This window comes from Streptomyces sp. ITFR-21, from assembly GCF_031844685.1.
Taxonomy (GTDB): domain Bacteria; phylum Actinomycetota; class Actinomycetes; order Streptomycetales; family Streptomycetaceae; genus Actinacidiphila.
Genome location: NZ_CP134605.1, coordinates 2900249 through 2920352 on the forward strand (window position 1 = coordinate 2900249; position 20104 = coordinate 2920352).

Here is a 20104-nt window from a genome sequence, read left to right on the forward strand (position 1 = left end):
ATGCCCGCCGACACCCGGCGGGCGCCCCCCGGGTATCGGCGGCGGCCGGCCCCCGGCCGGGCCGCCGCCGGGTCGGGCGGACCGTCGGCTTTCGGCCGTAGGGCGGACCGGCGCCTCGGCCGCGCGCGTCTACACAGGGGTAGGCGGCGGGGCGATTGTGGTCCGCCGGACGGACGGGGAGACTGTCAGACGCCGCTCTCGCAGGCACCACCGTCCGACGTCCTCTTGCGGACCCGTCCCGCACCGAAAGGAACACCGGCCGTGAAGGTTCTGGGAGTAAACGAGTTAACCGGTCCCGACGCGCTCCAGGTCTTCGAGATCCCGACACCGGAGCCGGGCCCCGGGGAGATCCGTATCCGCGTGCACGCCGCCGCGGTCAACCACACCGACGTCTCCTTCATGACCGGCGCCGGCAGCGCCGGACGCGCCCTCGCCGGGCGCCGGCCGCCCCACGTACCCGGCATGGACGCCGCCGGGGTGGTCGACAGGATCGGGCCGGAAACCGACGGACGGCTGTCGGTGGGCGACCGCGTCGTCGCCCTCGTCGTCCCCACCGGCCCGCACGGGGGCGCCTACGCCGAGTACGTCGTGGTACCGGCCGCCTCCGCCGTCCCCGCCCCGGCGAACGTCGACTTCGCCGCCGCCGCCACCCTCCCCCTCAACGGTGTCTCCGCCCAACTGGCCCTGGAGAAACTCGACCTGCCGCCGGGCCGGACGGTGGCCGTCACCGGCGCCGCGGGCGCGGTCGGGGGGTTCACCGTGCAACTCGCCAAGGCCGCGGGACTGCGGGTCGTCGCCGACACCGGCCCTGCGGACAAGGAGCTCATCGAGTCCCTCGGCGCGGACCTCCTGGTCGACCGGGGGCCCGCGGTCGCCGCCACCATCCGGGCAGCGCTGCCCGACGGTGTCGACGGCCTCGTCGACGCGGCCGTGCTGGACGCGGCCGTGCTCCCGGCCATCGCCGACGGCGGCGCGCTCGCCGTGCTCCTCGGCTGGGACGGACCCGTCGAACGCGACATCACCCTGCACAAGGTCATCACCCGCACCGCGAACACCGAGACCGACCGCCTCGACCTGCTCTGCCGGCAGGTGGAGGCCGGCCTGGTCACCCCGCGCGTCGCCCAGGTCTTCCCCGCCGACCAGGCGCGCGCCGCCCACACCCGCTTCGCCGCCGGGGGTCTGCGCGGCCGGCTCGTCCTGGACTTCTCCGCCTGATCCCTCCTGTCCCCCCGGACCCGCCTGATCCGCCAGGCGCGACGACCGGCGCGACGAAGGGCGCCCCCGGAGCTTTCCGGGGGCGCCCTTCGCGTGGTGCCGGGGGCGGCGGGCGCTGCCCGACCGATGCCCCGCCGATGCCGGGGCAGCAGTCGGGGCGGCGGGCGGATCAGGCCAGCAGCGCCGGGATCGTCGCCTCGTGCGCGGCCCGCAGCTCCGTCAGCGGGATGGCGAACTCGCCCTGGACCTCGACCGCCTCGCCGTCGATGACGCCGATCCGCGCCGCCGGGAGGCCGCGCGCGCCGCACATGTCGCTGAAGCGGAGCTCCTCCGAGCGCGGGACGGCCACGACGGCGCGGCCCGCGGACTCCGAGAACAGGAAGGTGAAGGGCTCCACGCCGTCCGGGACGATCAGCCGGACACCGCGCCCGCCGCGCAGGCAGGACTCCGTGACGGCCTGGACGAGGCCGCCGTCGGACAGGTCGTGCGCCGCGTCGACCATGCCGTCGCGGGACGCCGAGACCAGGATCTCGCCGAGCAGCTTCTCCCGCTCCAGGTCCACCGCGGGGGGCAGCCCGCCGAGGTGGTCGTGGACGACCTGCGACCAGGCCGAGCCGCCGAACTCCTCCCGGGTGTCGCCGAGCAGGTAGACCAGGTGGCCCTCGTCCTTGAAGGCCATCGGGGTGCGCCGGGTCACGTCGTCGATCACGCCGAGCACCGCGACGACCGGCGTCGGGTGGATGGCCGCGTCACCGGTCTGGTTGTAGAGCGAGACGTTGCCGCCGGTCACCGGGGTACCCAGGGCCAGGCACCCGTCGGCGAGCCCGCGGGTGGCCTCGGCGAACTGCCACATCACCGCCGGATCCTCGGGGGAGCCGAAGTTGAGGCAGTCCGAGACCGCCAGCGGCTTCGCCCCGGTGGCGGCCACGTTGCGGTACGCCTCGGCCAGCGCCAGCTGCGCGCCGGTGTACGGGTCGAGCTTGGCGAACCGGCCGTTGCCGTCGGTGGCCACCGCGACCCCGAGGTTGGTCTCCTCGTCGATCCGGATCACCCCGGAGTCCTCGGGCTGCGCCAGCACCGTGTTGCCCTGCACGAACCGGTCGTACTGGTCGGTGACCCACGCCTTCGACGCCTGGTTCGGCGACGCGACCACCGCCATGACCTGCGCGCGCAGCTCGGCGCTCGTCCCGGGCCGCGGCAGCCTGCCCGCGTCGTCCGCCTGGAGCGCGTCCTGCCACCCGGGACGGGCGTACGGGCGCTCGTACGTGGGCCCCTCGTGCGCGACCGACCGCGGCGGTACGTCCACGATCTGCTCGCCGTGCCAGAAGATCTCCAGCCGGGTGCCCTCGGTCACCTCGCCGATGACGGTGGCGATGACGTCCCACTTCTCGCAGATCTCCAGGAAGCGGTCCACCTTGCCCGGCTCCACGATGGCGCACATCCGCTCCTGCGACTCGCTCATGAGGATCTCCTCCGGCGAGAGCGTCGCGTCGCGCAGCGGCACGGAGTCCAGCTCCACCCGCATCCCGCCGGAGCCGGCCGAGGCCAGCTCGGAGGTGGCGCAGGACAGGCCCGCGCCGCCGAGGTCCTGGATGCCGGCCACCAGCTTCTCCCGGAAGATCTCCAGGGTGCACTCGATCAGCAGCTTCTCCTGGAAGGGGTCGCCGACCTGGACCGCCGGGCGCCGCGAGGGTCCGGTCGAGTCGAAGGTCTCCGACGCCAGCACGGAGACGCCGCCGATGCCGTCACCGCCGGTCCTGGCCCCGTACAGGATCACCTTGTTACCGGCGCCGGACGCCTTGGCGAGGTGGATGTCCTCGTGCTTCATCACGCCCACGCACAGCGCGTTGACCAGCGGGTTTCCCTGGTAGCAGGGGTCGAAGACGACCTCGCCGCCGATGTTGGGCAGTCCCAGGCAGTTGCCGTAGCCGCCGACGCCCGCGACCACGCCGGGCAGCACCCGCTTGGTGTCGGGGTGGTCGGCCGCACCGAACCGCAGCGGGTCCATCACCGCGACCGGCCGGGCGCCCATCGCCAGGATGTCCCGGACGATGCCGCCGACCCCGGTCGCCGCGCCCTGGTAGGGCTCGATGTACGAGGGGTGGTTGTGCGACTCGATCTTGAAGGTGACCGCGTAGCCCTGGCCGACGTCGACCACGCCGGCGTTCTCACCGATGCCGACCAGCAGCGCGTCGGTCCGCGGGGCCTTCTCGCCGAACTGCCTCAGGTGCACCTTGCTCGACTTGTACGAGCAGTGCTCGGACCACATGACCGAGTACATCGCCAGCTCGGCGCCGGTCGGACGGCGGCCCAGGATCTCCCGGATCCGCAGGTACTCGTCCTCCTTGAGGCCGAGGTCCTTCCAGGGCTGCGCCGCCTCCGGCGTCTGCTCGGCGTTCTTCACCGTGTCCAGCGTCATGCGTCGACCAACTTCTTGAGTACCGAGGTGAAGAAGCCCAGCCCGTCGGTGCGGCCGGTGCCGGTCAGGGTCTCGACGGCGTGCTCGGGGTGCGGCATCAGGCCGACGACGTTCCCGGCCGCGTTGCTGACGCCGGCGATGTCGCGCAGTGAGCCGTTGGGGTTCCCGTAGCCGTCCGCGGCCGGGCCGCCGGCGTAGCGGAAGACCACCCGGCCCTCGGCCTCCAGCTCGTCCAGGGTGCGCTCGTCCGCGGTGTAGCGGCCGTCGATGTTCTTCAGCGGGATGGAGATCTGCTGGCCGGCCGCGTAGTCCGCGGTCCAGGCGGTGGCACTGGTCTCGACCCGCAGTCTCTGGTCGCGGCAGACGAAGTGCAGCTCGTTGTTGCGGAGCATCGCGCCCGGCAGCAGATGGGCTTCGGTCAGGACCTGGAAACCGTTGCAGATACCCAGAACCGGCATTCCGGCCTTGGCCTGTCCGATGATCGTTTCCATGACCGGCGAGAAACGGGAGATGGCCCCGGCCCGCAGATAGTCGCCGTAACTGAAGCCGCCGGGCAGAACCACCGCGTCGACCTGCTTGAGGTCCTTGTCGCGGTGCCACAGCGGCACGGCTTCGGCGCCGGCCACCCGTACCGCCCGCTGGGTGTCACGGTCGTCCAACGTACCCGGGAATGTGACCACACCAATGCGCGCAGTCACGACTCCACCTTTACATTGAAGTCCTCGATCACGGTGTTGGCGAGAAAGGTTTCCGCCATCTCCCGAATGCGGGCCAGCGCGGCGTCGTCAACCGGACCGTCGACCTCCAGTTCAAAGCGCTTTCCCTGACGTACGTCGGCGATCCCGTCGAAGCCCAGCCGCGGCAGCGCGCGCTGGACCGCCTGGCCCTGGGGGTCGAGGATCTCCGGCTTGAGCATGACGTCGACTACGACGCGTGCCACTGGCACTCCCGGTGGTGTGGTGCGTGAGGTTCTGCCAGCCTACCCGCTAGCGGAATCTACGCGAGTAGATATCCCTGGACACCCCACCCATCCCACCAGGATCACAGGATCACGTTTATGTATCGGCTGACGAAATGCATGGGAAAGTCGGGGCCGAAAACATAGGGTCCCGGTTGCGAGAAGGCTTGCGGTGGTCCCGCGCGGGGAATTAACTGCGACATCGGGTATCCCCGTAGCAACATTTCGTGACCCCCCGCACGTGTGACATCGCACATCGCATCGCACAGAATGAAACTTGTCGACACCGACTGGTCGGCTCGCCCGCGGCCGTGCGGTACGGCCCGCGGCGCCCGCCGCGCCCGCCCCGCCGCCGCGCCCCCCGGGCCGATGGCGTAAGAAAGGACCCATCCCTATGGCGCAACGCGTACTGGTCACACTTGCCGACGACCTGGACGGCGGCGAAGCCGCGGAAACCATCGCATTCGGCGTCGACGGGCAGTGGTACGAGATCGACCTCTCGTCCAAGAACGCGGACAGGTTGCGCAAGGACCTCGCCCCCTACGTGGAGGCCGGCCGCCGGCGCACCCTTTCCGGCCGTGCCTACAAGCGCACCCCCATCGCCCCGACGCCCGCCACCGTGCGCGCCTGGGCTCAGTCGAACGGCTTCGAGGTCCCGGCCCGCGGCCGTATCCCCAAGAAGGTCTACGAGGCGTTCAACAGGGCGAGCTGACCGGTGGGTTGACCGGCCGGCCCGCCGGGCGGTCAACCCATCCGACAGGCAGCGCGGCGGCCCCGCGGCGGATTGGACAGCTCCCCCCTTCCTCCCGCTAGAGTGGGGACCACGCCGAGGGCAGGGCCGAAAAGGCCAGGTCAGCGGAGGTCATGCGGGCGTAGCTCAGTAGTAGAGCGCCCCCCTTCCAGGGGGGAGGCGCAGTGTGCAATTCCTGTCGCCCGCTCTGATCACTCTCTCTCGGTTCACCGGTCTCCGGTGGACCGGGTAGAGTGGTCGAGTCCTGCGGACGTGGCTCAGTTGGTAGAGCATCACCTTGCCAAGGTGAGGGTCGCGAGTTCGAATCTCGTCGTCCGCTCCACGCAGGCTGAGGACCCCGGTCGATCCGACCGGGGTCCTCGGCGTGTCCGCTCCCGAGCCCGCTTCCCCCGGGTCCGCGCGGCCGGGCGGCTTCCGCCGGGTGCCGCATCCGGCCAGCGCGGTTTCCGCCGGGGTGAGTCCGGTCGTCCCCGACCTCGCCCGGACGCGGTGTCGGACCCCGTGTCCGACCCCTCTCCTGCGCCTCTCCGGCGCATCTCCGGCGCCTGCGGCCCCGGCCCGGAGAACCGGTTTCGGCCGCGCCCGCCGGATCATGTACAGTGTCTGCACGCCCTGCGGACGTGGCTCAGTTGGTAGAGCATCACCTTGCCAAGGTGAGGGTCGCGAGTTCGAATCTCGTCGTCCGCTCCACGCAGGCTGAAGGCCCCGGTCGATCCGACCGGGGCCTTCGGCGTACCCAGCACGCGTACCGGGCCGGTCAGTTCCAGCTGCCGCCGGTCAGGCGCTCGTACGCCTCCACGTAGCGGGCCCGGGACTGCTCGACGATCTCGGGAGGGAGCGGCGGCGGGGGCTGCTCGGACGCGCGGTCCCAGCCGGAGGCGTCGGAGGTGAGCCAGTCGCGGATGAACTGCTTGTCGAACGACGTCTGCGGGCGGCCCGGCTGCCACTGGTCGGCCGGCCAGTAGCGGGAGGAGTCGGGCGTGAGGACCTCGTCGGCGATGACCAGATTCCGCTGGTCGTCGTAGCCGAACTCGAACTTGGTGTCGGCCAGGATCAGTCCGCGGCTTCGGGCGATGTCCCGGGCCCGGGTGTAGACCGCGAGGGTGGCCTGACGCAGCCGGGCGGCGGTCTCCACACCGATCTGATGGGCCACCTCCTCGTACGACACGTTCTCGTCGTGCTCACCGACCGGCGCCTTGGTGGCCGGGGTGAAGATCGGCCCCGGCAGCTCGGAGCCGTCCACCAGGCCCTCGGGCAGGCCGAGTCCGCACACCGTGCGGTCCTTCTCGTACTCGGTCAGACCGGAGCCGGTCAGATAGCCGCGCGCCACGCACTCCACCGGGACCATCCGCAGCGAGCGGCACACCATGGTGCGGCCCGCCCACTCGGCGGGCGCGCCCTCGGGCACGTCGGTGGAGATCACATGACCGGGCACCAGGTCCTTGAGCAGATCGAACCACCACAGGGACAACTGGGTGAGGATGCGGCCCTTGTCCGGGATCTCGGTGGGCAGCACCCAGTCGTACGCGGAGGTGCGGTCGCTGGCCACCATCACCAACTCGCCGGCCGCGTTCTGGTAGAGGTCGCGCACCTTGCCGGTGTGCAGATGGACGAGGCCCGGCACGTGGCGGGGTTCGGGTTTGTCGACGAATCCGGACATGGGTGGTCCTCCCCACTCGGTGGTTCAGCCACCGATTCTCCCGTACGGCGACGGCAGCGACGCGCAAGGGGCGGGCCCGCGGGTCGGGGGAGGCGGCGGGGGGCCTGAGGGATCCGGTGGGGGCGGCGTTGGCCGGCGGAGGCGGCGGCAGCCGGCGGGCCGGAGCCGGAGCCGCAACGGGTCCGGGTCGCGGCCCGCCGGCCGGGCGGCGGGGGCTTCGCCTCGCGGCGGAGGCACCGGCCGGCCGCTCAGTCCCGTTTGCAGATCCGGTCCAGGAGATTGGCCGTGGCGCGCTGGATACGGGGGTCCACATGGCCCGGCCGGTCCAGCGCGGGCGACCACGCGAAGGTGCCGGACGCGAAGACGTACGCGCCGCTGGGCGCCCGGTACAGCGAGGTCTCCTGGTGGCAGCGGCGGCCGTCGGCGGACTCGTACGGCGAATGGGCCAGCAAAATCCGCTCGGTGGACTCCGGCAGCGGGATACGCGGGAAGTAGCGGTCGGCCTCGCCCGCCACCAGACCCGGGATCTCGTCCCCCTCGCCTGCGCCGGTCGCCTCCCACAGCCAGTGGTCGGCGTTGCGCACCACCAGCGGGGAGGGCTGCGGCACCCGGCCGGCGTACTGCACACCCATCAGCAGCTGCTCAGGCTCCCCCTGGTCGCGCCACAGCGCGCTGCGGGTGCCCCTGCCGTCGCCGCGGTGCTTGCGGCAGGTCAGCAGCCGGTCCTGGTCGCCGGACGGAGAGGAGGTCAGTTCCACCTGCCAGTACATGGTGTTGGCCGACAGGAACACCAGCGAGGTGCCGGCCGCGCGGGCGGTCTCGGCGGCGCGGCGCATCGGTATCGACCAGTACTCGTCGTGGCCGGGGAAGACCAGGCCCCGGTAGCGGGTGGGGTCCACCCGCCCGGCGTGCAGATCACGGGCGTCGGCGTACGCCAGGTCGTATCCGTAGCGCTCGGCGAACCGCACGAAGTCGTAGGCGTGGCCGATGTGCAACGGCAGGCCCGCGCCGGCGTACGGGCGGTCGAAGGAGACCGTGGTGGCCGCCTCCTCCTCGCCGAGCAGCCGCCCCTCACCGTCCCACGCGTGGTACAGGCTGGCGCCGGTGTGGCCGTCCTCGGGATAGAGGTTGTACGCCTGCCAGGTGACGTCCGGCAGCAGCAGGAGCAGGTCGGCGGGGCGGGCGTCGGCGTCCTTGACGGTGAACGGGATGTGGCTGCGGTAGCCGTCGCCGGTGGTCAGGACGGCCACGTACGCACCGGTCTTCCAGTACGGCGGGATCTGGAGCCGCCAGGACTGCCACCAGTGGTGGCAGGAGACCGTCCGGCACGCCGTGAGCGGCGCGGGCTGCACGATGCCGGACAGCCGGGGGCTCGTGGTGACCTGGGCGGCGCCGTCGCCGCCGTAGTGGCCGATCCGGTAGACGTCCACGGTGAACTCCTGCGGCGGGTCCACGGTGATCCGGAAGTCGATCGCGCCACCGGGCGAGGCGGCGCCTTCGGCGGCGAACCCCTTGATCTGCCGGCGCACGTCGTCCGCCGTGCGCGGCCCCGGCGGATGGGGCCGCCGCGGCGGCTTCCCGCTGCTCACGGCCAGGTCCACGTACCAGGGCACCACCTGCCCGTCCCCGTCCAGATACTGCGGCTCACCCCGCAGCCACGGCAGCGGCCCCTGTCCGAACGGATCCGACACGCCGTGCGCGAGCGCACCCGACTCCCACCGGCGAATCCGTCCCACGCCCATCCCCGCCCTCCTCTCCCCCACGTGCCCCTCTGCCCTCGGCCCCGACCCGCCCTCGGCCCTGCCGCTGCGGAGCAACGGTGCCGCAGTCTCTTCTCAGCACATCACAGATTGCGCCACAACGGTTACGGTTCGTGGCCTTTTTTTCCGATGACCCCCCAAACGGGGCGGAGGTTCCGACGGCGGTGACCCCCGACGGCTCGCCGTGTAGCCGGTGAGCCGCACGGCCCCCCGGGGCACCGACGTGCCCGACGGCACGCCCCTGTAGCCGGTGAGCCGAAGGGCGCGCCGGTGTCGAAAGGGAGAGCGCGCGCAGTGAGCGAGGTACGAGCGAGTGAGCACGGTCGACCGTCGACACCGGACCCAAGCGCCCGGAGGCGAACCGGCGGCAAAAAAAGGGATTGGGCGGTGCCGTAACGCCGTACGGCACCCACCTTGGGGCACCCCCACCCCGCCGGGCACCCACCCCAAGGCACCCCAACACCTCTGGGCACCCACCCCACGCCACCCTCACGCTCGACAGCTCCGCCCCCACGTCCACCTCACGTGGTGCGTCGGGCCGTGTAGCCGGCGAGCCGAAGGGCGCGCCGGTGTCGAAAGGGAGAGCGCGCGGAACGAGCGCGGAACGAGCGCGGAACGAGCGCGGAACGAGCGCGGAACGAGCGAGTGAGCACCGTCGACCGTCGGCACCGGACCGGCGCGCCCGGAGGCGAACCGGCGGCAAAAAAGGGGCGTCAGCCGCAGCGGAGGAGGTGGGTGGGGTGGATGCCGGTGGTGGTGAGCCAGGTGAGGAGGGGGGCCGGGTCGGCGGTTTCGACGAGGTGGTGGATGGGGGCGGCCAGGTCGGTGCGGCGGGAGCCGCCGAGGTGGAGGGTGGGGCCGTCGAGCCAGTCGAGGCCCGCGGTGGCGCCGACGGTGTCGACCGCGGCGCAGCAGACGACGGCGGTGACGTGGTCGGTGAGCAGCTCGCGGCCGGTGCGGGGCGGCAGCAGCGGGCAGACCGCGACCTCGCCGCCGGGCACCGCCAGCGTGGTGGGGCGGCCGGCGGCCGCCGCCGCCCGCGCCTCCGCCTCCGCTTCGGCGCTGAGCCGCGCCGCCAGCTCCTCGGCGGCGCCGGACGCCAACCGGTCGATGACGTCCGCGAGGGTCACGCCCGCCGCCCCCTCGGCATCGGCCGCCCGCCCGCCGACCAGTACGCGACCCCGGACCGGTGCGGGCCGCGCGTCGTCCAGCAGCCGTATGAGCCGGCCGGCCTCCGCCCGCCAGATGCCCGCGACGACCTCCTCCGGGTACCGCGCCCAGCTCACCGGCGCCCAACCGGGCCCCGGCCGCGCCGGACCGCCGTGGAAGATGCGCGCGGCCAGCAGGGACACCGCCTCGTCCACCACCCCCGGCTCCTCCAGCAGATCGCAGGCGGGTTGTTCGCCGAGCCGGGTCTCGAAGCCTTCCGCGAGCCGGTCCCGCCGGGACAGCTCGGTGAGCGCGGCGACCACCCCCGCGTCCAGCCGGGACGGCCAACGGCCCATCCGCCAGGCGGGCAGCGCGACCCGGGTGAGCAGGCGGTCCCAGCCCGCGTAGGCGAGCCCGACCTGTTCCTGGGCGACGGTCCGCAGCCCGTAGTCCACCGCGAGCGCCCGTTCCGAGGCGGACGCGGCGACCCCGCGCTCCATCTCGGCCGCGTGCGTACGGCAGCCGTGCAGCAGCAGCCGCACCACCCGGCCGAGGGCGCCGAACACCGGCCGCAGCGGCAGCGCGCCGCGCGCGCCGTCGGCGGCGACTCCGGCCGCCGCGTCGAGGCCGCGCAGGAAGCGCCGCGCGGCGGCTATCTCCGGGTCGGCGGCGGGACCCGTGCCGGCCACCACCGGGGCCAGCAGCGCCCGCAGCTCGGCGACCCGCATCCACCACACGAACGGCGAGCCGACCACCAGCACCGGCGCGGTCCACCCGCCGCCGGGTGCCGGCGCCGCGCCCCGGCGTTCCTCCAGCCAGCTGTCGCAGTCCGGGGTCAGCGCTATCGCCGACGGCACCGGCACCGCCAGCCGCTCCGCGAGATCCCGCACCATCCGGTAGAGATCCGGCGCGGCCTTCTCGGCGACCGGGACCGTAGGGCTGACCGCCGGCCTGGCCCGTACGATCACCGCGCCCACCGCGGCGGCCACCGCCAGCACGACCAGCGCGGCGCCCGTCACCGCCCAGCACACGTCGTCCCACGCCGGGCCGAGCCGCCCGGTCCCCCTGCCGACGTGCAGCACCACCGCGGCAGCGGCCGGCAGCAACGCGGCGGAAAGAGCGGTCGAGCGGACCCGCAGCACGGCGAGCGCACGGGCCCGCGCGATGCCCTCACCTGCTTCTCCGGCCATCAGCGACTCACCCCCTGCGCTAGCGGCGACCGCCCTCGCGACGGCCTCTCCCCACTGTCGCACCGCCCGCCGACATCGCAATGCCGTACGGCTGATTGCCGCAATGTCCCGCGGTGCGCCCTTCCGGCACCATAGTTGGGGCACTGCTGAGGAGTCAGCCATATGGGCTAGGCATCACTCCATGGAGTGGCTTTGGGCAGAGAAGTGTTAGCCCCTCTTTGCCGCCGCTTCGGTGCCCCGGGGTGGACGCCAACCAGGGTGAGGGTTCGGTGGGGTGGGGTGGGTGCCGGCGGGTTGGGGTGCTGTCGGGTGGGTGCCGTAGGGGGGTGCGGTGCCCGTGGGGGTGCCTACAGGTGGGTGCCCGGCGGGGTGAGGGTGCCCCGGGGTGGGTGCCGTGGGGGTGGGGGTGCCCTTTGGTGGGTGCCGTGGGGTGTTGGGGCGCCGTCTGTCCCCCTTTTTTTGCCGCCGGTTCGCCTCCGGGCGCTTGGGTCCGGTGTCGACGGTCGACCGTGCTCACTCGCTCGTACCTCGCTCACTGCGCGCGCTCTCCCTTTCGACACCGGCGCGCCCTTCGGCTCACCGGCTACACGGCGAGCCGTTGGCGGACCGGTAGACGTGGGGGCGGGCCGTCGGGCGTGTCGGTGCCCCGGGGTGGGTGCCGTACGGCGTCAGGTGAACGGACCGGCGAACCCTACGGCGCCACGCTGGGCAACCCAGCCCCCCGGGCCCGCGCCCCCTTGGGTGCCCCGACGCCGTACGGCACCCACCAAAGGGGCACCCTCACCCCGCCGGGCACCCACCCTCGGCCACCGATCCGCCCGACGGTCCACCGGTAGCCGGCGAGCCAAAGGGCGCGCCGGTGTCGAAAGAGACGAACGACAAGCGAGGAACGAGCGCAGGAGAGAGGACCGTCGACACCGGACCCAAGCGCCCGGAGGCGAGAAGGCGGCAAAAAAAGAGGAAAGGACGGCGCCACAACGCCCAACAGCACCCACCCCACGGCACCCCCAACCCCACCGGGCACCCACCACGGGCACCCTCACGCCCAACAGCACCCACCCCACGGGCACCCCTTGGGCGCCCCGGCTCCCTTGGGCGCCCCGGCTCCCTTGGGCGCCCCGACGCCGGTGCGCCCCCGGCCGCCTTCGCGCTTGTCAGGTTGCCGGTGTGTCGGCGGGAGCGGCCGCGGCGGAGGCGATGTCGGTGCGGTGGTGGGCGCCGTCGAGGGTGATGCGGTCGATCGCGCGGTAGGCGCGCTCGCGGGCCTTGGTGAGGGTGCGGCCGGTGGCGGTGATGGACAGTACCCGGCCGCCCGCGGAGAGGATCCGGCCGTCCGGGTCCCGGCGGGTGCCGGCGTGCAGGACGTAGGCGTGCTCGTCCTTCTCCGCGACGTCGGCCAGACCGGTGATGGGGTCGCCGGTGCGCGGGGTGCCGGGGTAGTTGTGGGACGCGATGACGACGGTGACCGCCGCGTCGTCGCTCCACCGCAGGGCGGGGAAGACGGCCAGCTGTCCGGTCGCGGCGGCCCGCAGCAGCGCGGCCAGCGGCGTACGGAGCCGGGCCAGGACCACCTGCGTCTCGGGGTCGCCGAAGCGGGCGTTGAACTCGATGACCCGCACGCCGCGGGAGGTGATCGCCAGGCCCGCGTAGAGCAGCCCGGCGAAGGGCGTACCGCGCCGCCGGAGCTCGTCCACGGTGGGCTGGAGCACGGTCCGCTCGACCTCGGCGACCAGGTCGGGGGCGGCCCACGGCAGCGGCGAGTACGCGCCCATGCCGCCGGTGTTGGGGCCCTGGTCGCCGTCCAGCGCACGCTTGAAGTCCTGGGCGGGCTGGAGCGGCACGACGCTCTCGCCGTCGGTCACCGCGAACAGCGACACCTCGGGGCCGTCGAGGAACTCCTCGATGACCACCCGCCCCCGGGTACCGGCGCCCCCGGGCGCCGCCTCGACGCAGGCCAGCGCGTGCGCGCGGGCGGCGGCGAGGTCGCCGGTGACGACGACGCCCTTGCCGGCCGCGAGCCCGTCGTCCTTGACGACATAGGGCGCCCCGAAGGCGTCCAGCGCGGCGTCGACCTCCTCAGGCGTCACGCAGACGTACGAACGGGCGGTGGGCACTCCGGCCGCGGCCATCACCTCCTTGGCGAACGCCTTGGAGCCCTCCAGCGCGGCGGCCTCCCGGCCGGGCCCGAAGCAGTCGATGCCGCGGGCCCGTACGGCGTCGGCGACGCCCGCCACCAGCGGCGCCTCCGGTCCTACGATCACCAGGTCCGCGCCCAGGGACGCGGCGAGTCCGGCGACGGCGGGGCCGTCCAGGACGTCGACCGGGTGCAGCTCGGCCACGTCCGCGATGCCGGCGTTGCCGGGGGCGCAGTGCAGCGAGGTGACCTCGGGGTCGAGGGACAGGGAACGGCACAGGGCGTGTTCGCGGGCGCCGCCGCCGATGACAAGGACCTTCACGCGCACCAGGGTAGTGGGCGGCAGGCGGGCAGGTCCGACGCGGGGAGCCGGGGCCGCGCTCACTCTTTCAGGCGACCGGAGGTTCGGTCTATACCTGATCACACGGCGCGTCCGGGTGGGAATCCGTCGATCTACCCCCCACGCTCAGCCGTTCGGCGGTAAGAAGGGAACTTCGCACCGCGCGGTGCACAGGTCGACGAAGGCAGTGCGAGGAGCGTGCAGTGAGCCAGCCGGACATGTTTCCCGAGGAGGAGCCTCGGGAGGAGCCACAGCGGCGGGCGCTGCGTCACCGGCACGAGGATCTGCGGGCTCTGCCGTTCCCGCTGGGCGACTGGGGCGAGCCGGCCGAGCGGCTGGAGGAGCTGTACCGGTGGGCGGAGACGGGCGCGCTGCAGACCGCCGACTGGTATCTGCACGACCGGCTGCGTAAGCGGCACGGCGCCCGGACCCTGCGGATCGCGGCGTCGGTACTGGCCGCGGTGGGCATGGCGCTGCCCCTGATCGAACTCACCGGCGCGGCGGGCTCGGTCTCGACCTGGGGGTTCCTGGCGCTGCTCGGGGCGGGCGTGTGCGTCGGCTTCGACCGGGTGCTGGGGCTGACCGCGGGCTGGATGCGGGACGTGGCCACCGCCCAGGCGGTCCAGCGGCGGCTGGACACCCTGCGGTTCGACTGGGCGTCGGAGAGCGTCCGCGAGGTGCTCGGGCCCACCGAGGGCACCGCGGCGGAGGCGGCCGAGCGCTGCCTGGTGATCCTGCGTCGCTTTTGCGACGACGTCGCCGACCTCGTACGGATGGAGACCTCCGACTGGATGGTGGACTTCGGCACGGGCACCGCCGGCGGCCCCCTCCGCACCCAGTCCACGGCCTGGTGGCCCACCCGCACCGACCCCTCCTCCCCCTCCCGCCTCCCCCACCCCCCGACCCGCCCCACCATGCCCCGCCAACGCCCCCCGGAAGGCCCGCGCTAGCACGTCTCCCCGTCACCCGGGGGGGTGGAAGCGGGGGTGCTTGGGTGGGGGTCCGGGAGCCCGTGGGGGGGTGCCGTACGGCGTTGGGGCGCCGTCCTTTCCCCTTTTTTTGCCGCCTTCTCGCCTCCGGGCGCTTCGATCCGGTGTCGACGGTCCACGGGGGTGCCGTCGGGGGCAGCGGCACCGTGGGGTGGGTGCCCGCCCGTGGTGGGTGCCCGGTGGGGTTGGGGTGCCCGTGGGGGGGTGCCGTACGGCGTTGTGGCGCCGTCCTTTCCTCTTTTTTTGCCGCCTTCTCGCCTCCGGGCGCTTGGGTCCGGTGTCGACGGTCCTCGTCGTACGGTCGCTCCTTCGTCGCTTCCTTCTCCTCGTCTCTTTCGACACCGGCGCGCCCTTTGGCTCGCCGGCTACCGGTGGACCGTCGGGCGGATCGGTGCCCGAGGGTGGGTGCCCGGCAGCGTGAGGGTGCCCCTTTGGTGGGTGCCGTCGGGCGTCGGGGCACCCAAGGGGGCGCGGGCCCGGGGGGCTGGGTTGCCTTGCGTGGCGCCGTAGGGTTCGCCGGTCCGTTCACCTGACGCCGTACGGCACCCACCCTCGGGCACCGATCCGCCCGACGGTCCACCGGTAGCCGGTGAGCCGAAGGGCGCGCCGGTGTCGAAAGGGAGAGCGCGCGCAGTGAGCGAGGTACGAGCGAGTGAGCACGGTCGACCGTCGACACCGGATCCAAGCGCCCGGAGGCGAGAAGGCGGCAAAAAAAGGGGGACAGACGGCGCCCCAACACCCCACGGCACCCACCCCACGGCACCCACCAAAGGGCACCCCCACCTCGCCGGGCACCCACCCACCCCGGGGCACCCCCACCCCGCCGGGCACCCACTCCACGGCACCGACACCTCCGCCGGCACCCCACTGGGGCACCCCACCCCGCCGGCACCCACCCCACCGCACCGACACCCCCGACCGCACCCCCCAAGGGCATCCCCACGCCCCCAGCCACCCCTTACTACTTCAGCTGAACACGATCATCGACCCCTGCCCCAGCGACCGGGTCGCCGCCGCGTGGAGGCCGAGCCAGACGTGGTGTTCGCGGGCGAAGGGGCCGTCGGCGGGGGTGGGGGGGAGGCGGGCCGGTTCTTCGAGGGTGGTGTGGCGGTCGGGTGGGGCGGGGGCGGCCGGGGGGTTGGCGGGGTCGATGCCGATCGACGGGGCCACGAAGGTCAGCTCGCGCAGCAGCCCGTGGCTGGAGCCGAGCGGGCCGCCGTTCTCCAGGAGTTCGTCGTTGACGACCGGGTGCGGGAAGTCGAGCGGGACGTAGGCGCCCGCGTGGTCGTAGTGCCAGACGAGGTGCGAGCTCTGGGCGGTCGGCTCGAACATCTCCAGCAGCTGCTCGTAGTCGCTGCCCAGCGCGTCGACCGGGGTGACCTCCAGCCCCTGGAGGCTGAGCAGGTAGGCGCGGCGCAGGAAGTGCAGCGCGTCGTAGTCGAAGCAGGCGACCGGGCCGACGTCCCCGGACAGGCCGGGCATGTAGGTGTAGACGGGGACGGGCGGCTGCCCCGCGTCGCTCAACGCCTTGTCGTAACGGGCCAGTTCCTCGGAGAACGGGTTTTCCGGGCTGTGGCAGAGCACGTCCACGAGCGGCACCAGCCACAAGTCGCAGGCCACGAACACTCCATCCGGTCGGGGGCGTACAGCCTAATTCGACCGTGGCGGTCACGTCAGGAGCGTGTGGGCGCGAGCTTCTCGATCAGCGTACGGGTGTGCGCGTTGTACTCCAGGGTCAGTGCCCGCGCTGTGTCGGTGTCGCGGTCGGCCACCGCCTCGACGAGCTCCACGTGGCCGGCCCAGCACACCCCGGCGAGGTCCGGCAGCGCCCGCAGGTGCGGGACCGCGTAGATCCAGGTCTGGGTGCGGACCCGGTCCAGGAACTCGTTGATGTGCGGGTTGCCGCCCATGGCGCTGAGTTCCCGCCAGAACCGCAGGTCGCAGCCGATCAGTACGTCGATGACCCCGGATCGGGCGGCTCGGGCGGCGGCTTCGGCGCGGCGGCGTACGGAGGCGACGGCGTCGGCCGGCAGGTCGCCGATGCCGTGCTCGGCGATGACCCGGAAGAACGCCTCGACCACGAAGACCCGGGCCTCGGTGAGCGAGCGGAAGTCGGCCGCGGTGAACCGCCGTACCTGGAAGCCGCGGTGCTGTTCGACCGCCAGCAGCCCTTGGGCGGCGAGGTCCACCAGCGCCTCGCGTACGGGGGTGGCGGACACCCCGTAGGTCTCGGCGATCTCCTTGACGGTGAAGTGCCGGCCGGCCTGGAGGCGGCCGGTGAGCACCTCTTCCCGCAGGGCGTCGGCGATCTGCTGACGCAGGCTGCTGCGCCGCACCTGCGCTCCGCCGCCCTGCGGCATGCCTGTCTCCTCCCGGCCGGTCGGCGCGCGTACGCCGGGTCGTACAAACGTCTGGCCCCGCACACCATAGGCGAGCGGGGACGGGGCCGGGTTCCGGATTCGACCGCCCCTGACCGGTTGGCGCCCGTACGCCTATCCTTCGCGGTACGAGTTCGCCCCAGGAGCGAGCGGGTGCCGGGCGGGACACGCGATGGACGAGCTGAGAGCAAACGATCCCCGCTGGATCGGCGCCTACCGCCTGCTCGGCCGGCTCGGCACCGGCGCCATGGGCCGGGCCACCTCGCCCGCTCCGAGCGCGGCCGTACGGTCGCGGTGACGGCCGTACGGCCGCGGTGAAGCTGGTACGGCCCGAACTCGGCGTCCACGACGAGTTTTGCGGCCGCTTCCGGCGCGAGGTGCTGGCCGCGCGGCGGGTCGGCGGGACGTGGACGGCGCCGGTGCTGGACGCCGGCACGAGGCCGAGGTGCCGTGGGTCGCGACCGGTTACGTGGCCGGTTCGTCGTTGCGGCAGATCGTCACCCAGGGGTACGGGCCGCTGCCGGAGCGCCTCGGCGCGGGTGCTGGCGTCGGGGCTGGCCGACGCCCTGGAGGACGTCCACCGGGCGGACCTGGTGCACCGCGATCTCAGACCGTCCAAGGTGATGGTCGCCATCGACGGCCCCCGGGCGATCGACTTCCGCATTACCCGCGCCCTGGAGACCGTCGCGGACGGGAAGCTGACGCACACGGGCGCGACGGTCGGCTCCCCCGCCTTCACGCCGGGAGATGTGCCGTACCGGGATGCGACGCCCGCCGCCGCGGACCTCGCGGGCGGACGACCCCGCGGCGGACGACCCCGCCCACCGGTCGGCGGGCGGGGCGGGCCTCAGACGAAGGAGTTGATCTCGATCGTCTCGGTACGGCCCGGACCGACGCCGATCGCCGAGATGGGCGCCCCGGACATCTCCTCCAGCGCCTTCACGTACGCCCGCGCGTTCTTCGGCAGGTCGGCGAAGGTCTTCGCCTTGGTGATGTCCTCCGACCAGCCGGGCAGGAACTCGTAGATCGGCTTGGCGTGGTGGAAGTCGCTCTGGCTGTAGGGCAGCTCGTCGACCCGCCGGCCGTCGATCTCGTAGGCGACGCAGACCGGGACGCGCTCCCAGCCGGTGAGGATGTCCAGCTTGGTGAGGAAGAAGTCGGTCAGCCCGTTCACCCGGGTGGCGTAGCGGGCGATGACCGCGTCGAACCAGCCGCAGCGCCGGTCGCGCCCGGTGGTGACCCCGTACTCGTGGCCGATCGTGCGCAGCTTGTCGCCGTCCTCGTCGAGGAGTTCGGTCGGGAACGGTCCGGCGCCCACCCTCGTTGTGTAGGCCTTGAGGATGCCGATCACCCGGGTGACCTTGGTGGGGCCGATGCCGCTGCCGGTGCAGGCGCCGCCCGACGTGGGGTTGGACGAGGTGACGAAGGGGTAGGTGCCGTGGTCGACGTCGAGAAGCGTGCCCTGGCCGCCTTCCATGAGCACGACCTTGCCGGCGTCGAGCGCGTTGTTGAGGACCAGCGCGGTGTCGGCGACGAAGGGCTTGATCCGCTCCGCGTAGCCGAGGTACTCCTCGACGATCTGCTCGCTGCTGATCGCCCGCCGGTTGAAGATCTTCACCAGGATCTGGTTCTTGTCCTGGAGCGCCGCGTCGACCTTCTGCAAGAGGATCGATTCGTCGAAGAGGTCCTGCACCCGGATGCCGACCCGGTTGATCTTGTCGGCGTAGGCCGGCCCGATGCCGCGCCCGGTGGTGCCGATCCGGCGCTTGCCCAGGAAGCGCTCGGTCACCTTGTCCAGGGTCTGGTGGTAGGGCGTGATCAGATGGGCGTTACCGCTGATCAACAGCTTGGAGGTGTCGATGCCGCGTTCGTTCAGCCCGCTCAGCTCGGAGAGCAGGACCGCCGGGTCGACGACCACGCCGTTGCCGATGACCGGCACACAGCCCGGTGACAGGATTCCGGACGGGAGGAGATGCAGTGCGTACTTCTGGTCGCCGACCACGACCGTGTGGCCGGCGTTGTTGCCGCCCTGGTAGCGGACCACGTAGTCCACTGAGCCGCCGAGCAGGTCGGTGGCCTTCCCCTTGCCCTCGTCACCCCACTGAGCACCGAGCAGCACAAGTGCGGGCACAGGCGTACACCCCTTCCGGGCGGGGCATGTCCAACGTGCAGAGAGCCGTCGAACCTGCCTCGGAATAGACGAAGCCCCTGACGCAAAGGCGCAAGGGGCTCTTGCACCGGGATTTTACCTGAGGAAGGACCAAGGTGTCGGCCGAGTCTTCTGGGCATCCTCCCCCAGACTCCTTCCGGGGGTATCCCCTGCTCGTGGTCGTCGACCCGGCGGCGCGCGCCACCGACGGCGAGTCCGTGCGGATCGCCAAGGACGTGCTGTTCGCGGGCGGGGTCTCGGTGAAGATCGTCTTCCCCGAGTCCGCCGAGGAGGTGGAACGGGTGCTGGCGCACCGCGGCAAACGCCACCCGGTGGTGCTCGGCGACGACGCCGCGCTGCTGCGGACGGTCCGGCTGCTGCACCGGGACCGCACCTTGAAGGAGGTGCCGGTGTCGGTGGTGCCGATCGGGCCGCGCTCGGCGCTGGCCCGCGCGCTCGGGGTGCCGGACCAGGTGCCGGCCGCGGCGCGCGCGGTGCTGGACGGCATCGAGCGCGACCTCGACCTGCTGGTGGACGACAGCGGCGGCATCGTGCTGGGCGCGCTGAGCATCCCGTGCGGGCTGCCGTCGGCGCACACCGCGGCGCACTGGTGGACGCCGGTGGAGAAGACCGCCCGCTCACTGGTACGCACCCTGACCGCGCCGATCCCGGTCAACGGCCATCAGCCGCCGCGGATGCAGCGGCTGCGGGTGGAGGCCGACGGGGTGCTGCTGGCGGACCTGGACCAGCCGGTGCACGAGGTGTCGGTCCGGTGCGCGCCGACGGGCCTGGCCGAGATCTCGGTCCGCCGTACGCACGACGCGCCGGCCCAGGTGAGCACCCGGGCGCGTACCATCACCGTCTCCGGCCAGGACTTCCGCTACCGCGCGGACTCCGCGATCGCCGGGCCGGTACGCACCCGGACGTGGACGGTGGAGCCGGCCGCGTGGCGGCTGACGGTGCCGCGCTGAGGGCGGGGCGCCCGGCCATCCGCTGAACGGCCCGCCGGCCG

At 72.9% G+C, this 20104-nt stretch carries 14 protein-coding genes, 3 tRNA genes and 1 pseudogene; 8 read left to right on the forward strand and 10 right to left on the reverse strand.

All coding sequences use genetic code 11. The annotated features are described in order from the left end of the window. The first annotated feature begins 261 nt into the window (after positions 1 to 261). Complete coding sequence (locus RLT57_RS12655; protein WP_311297494.1) at positions 262 to 1215, forward strand: NADP-dependent oxidoreductase; 954 nt, start codon at positions 262 to 264, stop codon at positions 1213 to 1215. Between the two features lie 169 nt (positions 1216 to 1384). On the opposite strand, the gene purL is transcribed toward RLT57_RS12655, so the two are convergent. The 3 genes from purL to purS are packed head-to-tail and all read right to left on the reverse strand — an operon-like array spanning position 1385 to position 4574. After that, entirely contained in the window at positions 1385 to 3634 is a 2250-nt protein-coding gene (purL, locus tag RLT57_RS12660) for a phosphoribosylformylglycinamidine synthase subunit PurL (protein ID WP_311297495.1), read from the reverse strand. Beyond that, positions 3631 to 4332, reverse strand: a complete 702-nt coding sequence (purQ, locus tag RLT57_RS12665) for a phosphoribosylformylglycinamidine synthase subunit PurQ (protein ID WP_311297496.1) — start codon at positions 4330 to 4332, stop codon at positions 3631 to 3633. Before purQ ends, purL begins: the two co-directional genes overlap by 4 nt. Next, positions 4329 to 4574 (reverse strand): phosphoribosylformylglycinamidine synthase subunit PurS, encoded by a 246-nt coding sequence (purS, locus tag RLT57_RS12670; protein WP_311297497.1) that lies wholly within the window; start codon positions 4572 to 4574, stop codon positions 4329 to 4331. Before purS ends, purQ begins: the two co-directional genes overlap by 4 nt. A gap of 412 nt (positions 4575 to 4986) precedes the next feature. On the opposite strand from purS, the gene RLT57_RS12675 reads away from it, so the two are divergent. The 4 genes from RLT57_RS12675 to RLT57_RS12690 all read left to right on the forward strand — a co-directional run bounded on the left by RLT57_RS12675 (position 4987) and on the right by RLT57_RS12690 (position 6033). Further along, a complete protein-coding gene (locus RLT57_RS12675; RefSeq protein ID WP_311297498.1) occupies positions 4987 to 5304 on the forward strand; it encodes a histone-like nucleoid-structuring protein Lsr2 in 318 nt (105 codons plus the stop codon). Positions 5305 to 5458: 154 nt separating this feature from the next. Then, positions 5459 to 5530, forward strand: a tRNA-Gly gene (locus RLT57_RS12680). Positions 5531 to 5589: 59 nt separating this feature from the next. Next, positions 5590 to 5665 (forward strand) — tRNA-Gly (locus tag RLT57_RS12685). Positions 5666 to 5957: 292 nt separating this feature from the next. Beyond that, positions 5958 to 6033, forward strand: a tRNA-Gly gene (locus RLT57_RS12690). Positions 6034 to 6100: 67 nt separating this feature from the next. Here the strand turns inward: RLT57_RS12690 and RLT57_RS12695 are convergent. From RLT57_RS12695 to purD, 4 genes are all read right to left on the reverse strand, one after another. Then, positions 6101 to 7003: a phosphoribosylaminoimidazolesuccinocarboxamide synthase gene (locus tag RLT57_RS12695; protein ID WP_311297499.1), complete on the reverse strand. Its 903-nt coding sequence runs from the start codon at positions 7001 to 7003 to the stop codon at positions 6101 to 6103. A 248-nt stretch (positions 7004 to 7251) separates the two neighbouring features. Continuing rightward, positions 7252 to 8745, reverse strand: coding sequence for a N,N-dimethylformamidase beta subunit family domain-containing protein (locus RLT57_RS12700; protein WP_311297500.1), 1494 nt, complete (start codon positions 8743 to 8745; stop codon positions 7252 to 7254). Between the two features lie 731 nt (positions 8746 to 9476). Further along, positions 9477 to 11102: a hypothetical protein gene (locus RLT57_RS12705; protein ID WP_311297501.1), complete on the reverse strand. Its 1626-nt coding sequence runs from the start codon at positions 11100 to 11102 to the stop codon at positions 9477 to 9479. Positions 11103 to 12256: 1154 nt separating this feature from the next. Then, positions 12257 to 13558: a phosphoribosylamine--glycine ligase gene (purD, locus tag RLT57_RS12710; RefSeq protein WP_311297502.1), complete on the reverse strand. Its 1302-nt coding sequence runs from the start codon at positions 13556 to 13558 to the stop codon at positions 12257 to 12259. A 221-nt stretch (positions 13559 to 13779) separates the two neighbouring features. Between purD and RLT57_RS12715 the strand changes: the two genes are divergently transcribed. Continuing rightward, a complete protein-coding gene (locus RLT57_RS12715; RefSeq protein WP_311297503.1) occupies positions 13780 to 14526 on the forward strand; it encodes an SLATT domain-containing protein in 747 nt (248 codons plus the stop codon). A 1005-nt stretch (positions 14527 to 15531) separates the two neighbouring features. Here RLT57_RS12715 and RLT57_RS12720 read toward each other — a convergent pair. Together RLT57_RS12720 and RLT57_RS12725 are read right to left on the reverse strand one after the other, a co-directional pair. Beyond that, positions 15532 to 16185 (reverse strand): hypothetical protein, encoded by a 654-nt coding sequence (locus RLT57_RS12720; protein WP_311297504.1) that lies wholly within the window; start codon positions 16183 to 16185, stop codon positions 15532 to 15534. A gap of 53 nt (positions 16186 to 16238) precedes the next feature. Beyond that, entirely contained in the window at positions 16239 to 16925 is a 687-nt protein-coding gene (locus RLT57_RS12725; protein WP_311297505.1) for a GntR family transcriptional regulator, read from the reverse strand. A gap of 190 nt (positions 16926 to 17115) precedes the next feature. Between RLT57_RS12725 and RLT57_RS12730 the strand changes: the two are divergent. Beyond that, positions 17116 to 17719, forward strand: a pseudogene (locus RLT57_RS12730) (protein kinase domain-containing protein); the annotation flags it as partial. A 71-nt stretch (positions 17720 to 17790) separates the two neighbouring features. On the opposite strand, the gene RLT57_RS12735 reads toward RLT57_RS12730, so the two are convergent. Next, positions 17791 to 19074, reverse strand: a complete 1284-nt coding sequence (locus RLT57_RS12735; protein WP_311297506.1) for an adenylosuccinate synthase — start codon at positions 19072 to 19074, stop codon at positions 17791 to 17793. A 194-nt stretch (positions 19075 to 19268) separates the two neighbouring features. Between RLT57_RS12735 and RLT57_RS12740 the strand changes: the two genes are divergently transcribed. Further along, positions 19269 to 20063, forward strand: a complete 795-nt coding sequence (locus tag RLT57_RS12740) for a diacylglycerol kinase family protein (RefSeq protein WP_311297507.1) — start codon at positions 19269 to 19271, stop codon at positions 20061 to 20063. Positions 20064 to 20104 lie beyond the last annotated feature (41 nt).